Source organism: Nonomuraea sp. NPDC050153 (genome assembly GCF_044460125.1).
Taxonomy (GTDB): domain Bacteria; phylum Actinomycetota; class Actinomycetes; order Streptosporangiales; family Streptosporangiaceae; genus Nonomuraea.
Genome location: NZ_JBITJQ010000081.1, coordinates 1 through 5,545 on the forward strand (window position 1 = coordinate 1; position 5,545 = coordinate 5,545).

Here is a 5,545-nt window from a genome sequence, read left to right on the forward strand (position 1 = left end):
ACCGGACTTCCACCGGCAAGCGACGACGAGCTTCCGCAACCGATCGTCAATCACTCATTTCGATCAACCACCAATCACTACTGGACACACAGGAGCACACCACCATGTCCATCACGCTTACCGACCAGGACAAGCTCACCCTGCGCACCGCTGCCTACGGCGCCGTCACGCTGATGTCCGCCGCCGATGCCGCCGGCAAGCCCCACAAGGCCGCCACCGAGGGCTCCATCGCCCTGGCCTCCGCCACCGGGCTGGTCGGGCACGTGCTCGCCGAGTATCCGAAGGACATGAAGCTGGACAGCAAGTCCGTAGCCGCAATCGCCGACCAGGTGTTGCCGGCCCTGACGACAGCCATGAGCCTGCTCAAGCAGCAGGCTCCGGAAGAGGCCGACAACTTCCGCCGTACCGTCATCGTCGCCATCGAAGCAGCCGCCCGGTCCCACCAGGGCCAGCCCGGCCCCACTCTGGCTGACATGACCCGCAAGATTACCGACGCCCTCGACGCCGCTTGATGGATGTCGGCCTGCGCAGCTACCCCTTGTCAGGGGGTCCTGTCCGGACCCTGTGACACGGCGGCGAGGGCACCCTCACCGTTCGGCCGCGCCACGACGAGCTTGCCGCTGCCCGGCGGCGCGCCCGCCGCCACCTCCGTGTGCTGCGCCGGCCGACGCTGATCCCGCTCATCTGGCCAGCACACCCGCACTGACAAGCGCAAACGCCACCTGGCGCCGGCGATGGCCGCACCGATGACAGCAACCGACCCTAGAAGGGATGCACATGTTAACCTCGCGACCGCGAAGGTCTCTTGCCGCAGTCACCCTCACGACCGCGCTCGTGGCCGCCGGTGCTCCTGCCGCGTCCGCGACAGCGGAGCCGAAGATCAAGATCTCCGGCGGGCTCACCCAGCCCGTCTTCTCCTACACCGACGCCATCCGCGAACACGTCCGGGTGCAGTCGCAGGTCGACAGCGACGGCGACGGCAAGAAGGACCTGATCCGGGTGGACATCATCCGGCCGAAGGAGTCCGCCTCCGGGCTCAAGGTCCCGGTGGTCATGCAGGAAACCCCGTACTACGACGAGCCGGGCGTCGGCTACGAGGTCGAACACAAGACCTACGACGCGATCGGGAACGTGACGAAGTTCCCGATGTGGTACGACAACTACTTCGTGCCCCGCGGGTACGCGTTCGTGTCCGTCGACATGATCGGCACCCGGTTGTCCGAGGGCTGCCCGACCTCCTACGGCGCCCCCGACGTGCTGGGCGGCAAGGCGGTCGTCGACTGGCTGAACGGCCGGGCGGCCGCCTACGACGACCAGGGCGCTGCGGTCAAAGCCTCCTGGACCACCGGACGTACCGGGATGATCGGCCACTCCTACGAGGGAGCGCTCGGCGCCGCCGTCGCCGGCACCGGCGTGCAGGGGCTGGCGACGATCGTGAACATCGCCGGCTACACCAGCGGATACGAGAACTCGCGCATCAACGGCGTCCTGACCTGGTTCAAGGACGCGGCGGCCTGGCAGGCCGAGCGGGTCGACAAGGATCCGGCAGAGAAATGCGCGGCGGTACGCCAGAAGCTGCGCGAAGACTCCGACGACGCCACCGGCAACTACAACGCCTACTGGCACGAGCGCAACTACCGCAACGGGCCGATCTCCAAGGCGCGCAACATCCGCGCCAGTGTCTTCGCGGTGATGGGCATGCAGGACCGCAACGTGGTGGGCAGCCAGTTCTCCGAATGGTGGGCGAAGCTGCCCTCCACCGTGCAGCGCAAGGTGTGGGTGACGCAGTACGGGCACCTGGAGCCGTTCTGGGCCCGGCGCGAGGTGTGGGTGGACACCCTGCATCAGTGGTTCGACCATGAATTGATGGGCGTGGCCAACGACATCATGCGGCAGCCGCGCGTCGATGTGCAGCTCGGCCCCGGCCGGTGGATCACCCAGGCCGACTGGCCGGCACCGACGCAGAGGGTGACGCTCAGGCCGCGGCAGGACGGCTCCCTGGGCCGTACGCCCTCGACCGGTAGCGGCAGTTACCTCGACATCGCCCAGACCGAGGTCGCGGTGGCCGCCGACCCCGCCACCGCCAACTCCCACCGGCTGGCCTTCCTGACCCCGCCGCTGAAGAGCGCGACGCGGCTGTCCGGAACGCCGTCGGTGAGCCTGAAGGTCACGCTGGACAAGCCGGCCGCCAACCTGGGCGTCCTGCTCGTCGACTACGGCACCGACACCCGCATCGACTACCTCGAGAACAGTCTGACGGCCGCGCAAGGCCTCACGTTCGTCGGCGGCGAATCCTGCGTCGGCCAGAGCACGGCCGCTGACGACGGCTGCTACCTCAAGGCCGGCGACAACACGGAGACCTCCGGCTTCAACGTGGTCACCCGCGGAATCCTGGACGCGCAGAACCACAAGTCGCTCAGCCGCCAGGCACCGCTGACGCCGGGCAAGTCGTACCAGATCACCTGGAAGATGCTGCCGCAGGACTACGAGTTCAAGGCCGGGCATCGGCTGGGCCTGGTGCTGGCCGGGACCAACGACGACTTCAACAAGGACGTGGCCGGCAACGGCTCCGAAGAGGACGTCGAACCCGGCACCGGGGCCAAGGTCACCGTCGACCTGGCCGGCACGTCGATCTCACTGCCGCTGGTCACCGGCACGTCCATCAAGTAACAACAAGATCGATCACAGGTACGGTCGCGGCCAACGGTGGCCGCGACCGTACCTGGACAGGGCAGAACCGAACATGCCGGCCCTCAACTCCCGAGCGTCTCCCCAACCGCCAGGGAGCTGATCTACAGAGTCTTTGGGGACTCACCCGAGGGCGCGGCCCCCCAAGATCGTTCGTCGCTCAGAGCGGACCATCTGACGGTTGGCCCTCAGTGCCCGGCGCCGGTCCGAGGTCGAGCTGTTTGCTCATGTCGAGCTCGAACTTGCCGTACAGGTTCAGATGGGACCAGAAGAGTGCCGACAGGGCGCCAGCCTGCGTCGGTGAGCTTCTTTCGCCACTTCGGCTCGGCGAGGACGATCTGCACCATCCTGGTGTTCAGGTGGACGATCGCGGCCCGGACCAGGTGCAACGCCAGGGCGGAGACTCCGACGTGCTCCCGGTCATCGCCGATCAGATCACTGGCCTTGCCGTAGAAGATGTCCTTGTTGGCCGAGTTCCAGTTCTCCACCACGTGAGGCCCTCGTGGATATCGCGGCGCCGTCACCGGACGACCCTGAGCTGCTGGCCAGCCTGAGCCTGGCCAGCGGGCTAGAGCGCGGCGGCGAAGTGATCGAACACCTGCACCGGCTGCGTGGCACCCCTTCGACGGCGTCCAGAACCGGCTGCTCGGCGTGGCGGCGACCTGCGTCGGCGCCTTCGACCTGGCCGGCAGCTTCCTGGAGGCCCCGCGGCAAACCAGCAGGAGCGAGACCTTCCCCCCTCCACGAAGGAAACCCGCCCCGCAGGCGAGACTACCGCCGTACGCAGACGACCACCATCGGTAACGACAAAGCGAGTTGGCGGAACACCGCGATCACCTTGGGGTCACATGCGCCACCGGACGCAGCGGCCGCCAGCCGCCGCCGTCCAGCTTGGCCAACTCCGCCTCCACATCCACGGTGATCACGCCGAAGAAGTTGACGTTCTCGCTGTGCGCCGGGGAGATGTGGGCCAGCAGCTCGTCCGGCACGTCCCGGCTGGCCGCCCGCAGCTGCCGCACGGCCAGCGAGTAGTACTCGGTCGTCCAGGTGATGACGGCGTTGGTCAACACGGTCAGACACCACGCCTGGTCGGTCTGGTCGGCCAGGGCCGGTTTGGTGACGGCGCCCTGCTGGGCGTAGTGCAAGTCCCGGCGCAGCGCGTGCAGGCTCTCGCCCTTGTTCAGCTGGCGGGCGATCTTCCTGCGGTAGGCAGGGTCCGACAGATACTTCGCCGCGTGCAGCGTACGGCGTAGCATGCCCCACTCCTTCAAGGCGGCGGCCAGGGTGTTCTGCCGGGAGGCGGCCGACCACTTGCCCACGCCCAGGGAGGCGGTGGCCTGGCCGTACTTCAGCGATCCGGCCATGCGCAGCAGGTCCGGCCAGCACTCGGTGATGAGGTCTTCATTCCAGCGCGCGCTCAGCAAGGGGCCGGCGTGCGGGTAGCGCTTGACCGTCTCGGTGGGCGTCTCGTCCCGGATCAGGGTGATCTTGCCGAGGTCGCGGATGCGCGGCGACAGCAGCTTGCCCACCAGGTCGAACAGGGCAAAGTTGATGAGGGTGACGCCGTGGGTATCGGTCGCGTGCTCGAACAGGGGCAGATCGGTGGCGTTGCCCAGGAAATCGTCCAGCACGAAGTGCGCCTCACGGGCGTTCGGCACGCTTATTTTGGTGCCGAAGGTGGAGTGCTGGTCGGACACGTGCGTGTAGGACGACAGCACCTGACCGCCATGGATGGTCATGTCCCGGGCGGTGGTGCTCTTGCCGCGAACCGGGAAACGCTGCCTTATGTGGAATCTGGCGTGGCTACTTTGCTGGACCATGGACGTCAAGTGGGAGAAGTACCCGCGGCTCGCTGAGCATGGCGAAGCCCGCCGATGGCTGGAGTTCACCGCGAACATCGGGCGTGCCCCGAACACGATCGACGCTTACGGCAGGGCGCTTGAGGACCACCTTCGGTTCTGTTCCTTGGTCGGCGCCGACCCGCTGACCATCAGGGCTGATGGGGTGGCGGCCTGGATCGGCGACATGCGACAACGCCCGAGCGCGGGGGGCGCCAACGTGGTTCGGCTGGACACCGCGGCCGGGCTGTCGAATGCGACGATCCAGCAACGCGTCGTCGCGGTCCGTTCCTTCTACGAGTTCCTCGTCGAGGACGGGCTGCGCGAGCGCAACCCGGTCCGGCGCGGGTACTCCTCCCGGCACGGCGGTCGGGCCCGGCAGGGCCTGGTGCGCCGCGTCGAGCAGGCACCGTGGATTCCCAGCGAGGCCGCCTGGCAATCCATCCTGATCGCCACCACAGTCCAGCCGCTCCGCAACAGGCTGATGGTCGCGCTGGCCTACGACGGCGCGCTGCGCCGTGAGGAACTGGTGCAGCTGGAACTCGGTGACTTCGAGCCGGCTTACGGGCTGATCCGGCTGCGCGCGCAGACGACCAAGTCTCAGCGATCACGAGAGGTGGCCTTTGGCACGGCCACCGCCCGCTTGTTCGCCGCCTATCTGGCCGAGCGACGCGGCCTGTTCGGCAAGCGGGACGGCCGCCTGCTGCTGAGCGCCTCGCGCCGCAACTTCGGGATGCCGTTAGGGCCGTCGAGCTGGTCAAAGATCGTAACGGCGATCGGTGAGCAGGCCGGACTCTGCCGTCTGACCACGCACACCTTCCGGCACCTGCGCCTGACCGACCTTGCCCGGGCCGAGTGGACCATCGATCAGATCGCCCAGTATGCCGGCCACCGGGACCTGGCCACGACCATGGCTTACATCCATCTTAGAGCCTGCTGACGAAGGCTTAAGCGCTCAATGAGGTGCAGGCGTAGAGCGCTGGTCCGATCTTGTTGATGTGGCCCTGGTGGGACCACTG

General features: G+C 67.4%; 5 protein-coding genes. 3 read left to right on the forward strand and 2 right to left on the reverse strand.

The window, feature by feature from the left end; genetic code table 11:
* Positions 1-512: hypothetical protein (locus ACIBQ1_RS61690; protein WP_397292850.1), on the forward strand; the 512-nt coding region annotated here is incomplete at its 5' end.
* A 265-nt stretch (positions 513-777) separates the two neighbouring features.
* Positions 778-2,670, forward strand: coding sequence for a CocE/NonD family hydrolase (locus ACIBQ1_RS61695; RefSeq protein WP_397292852.1), 1,893 nt, complete (start codon positions 778-780; stop codon positions 2,668-2,670).
* A gap of 206 nt (positions 2,671-2,876) precedes the next feature.
* On the opposite strand, the gene ACIBQ1_RS61700 is transcribed toward ACIBQ1_RS61695, so the two are convergent.
* Both ACIBQ1_RS61700 and ACIBQ1_RS61705 read right to left on the reverse strand, forming a co-directional pair.
* On the reverse strand, positions 2,877-3,179 hold the full coding sequence (locus tag ACIBQ1_RS61700) for a Tn3 family transposase (RefSeq protein WP_397292853.1): 303 nt from the start codon (positions 3,177-3,179) through the stop codon (positions 2,877-2,879).
* Positions 3,180-3,521: 342 nt separating this feature from the next.
* Complete coding sequence (locus ACIBQ1_RS61705) at positions 3,522-4,586, reverse strand: Tn3 family transposase (RefSeq protein ID WP_397292854.1); 1,065 nt, start codon at positions 4,584-4,586, stop codon at positions 3,522-3,524.
* Between ACIBQ1_RS61705 and ACIBQ1_RS61710 the strand changes: the two genes are divergently transcribed.
* Positions 4,507-5,466 carry a tyrosine-type recombinase/integrase gene (locus ACIBQ1_RS61710; protein WP_397292856.1) on the forward strand — a complete coding sequence of 320 codons (960 nt, stop codon included), beginning with the start codon at positions 4,507-4,509 and terminating at the stop codon, positions 5,464-5,466. The two genes, ACIBQ1_RS61705 and ACIBQ1_RS61710, sit on opposite strands and share 80 nt — an antisense overlap.
* Positions 5,467-5,545: the final 79 nt, after the last annotated feature.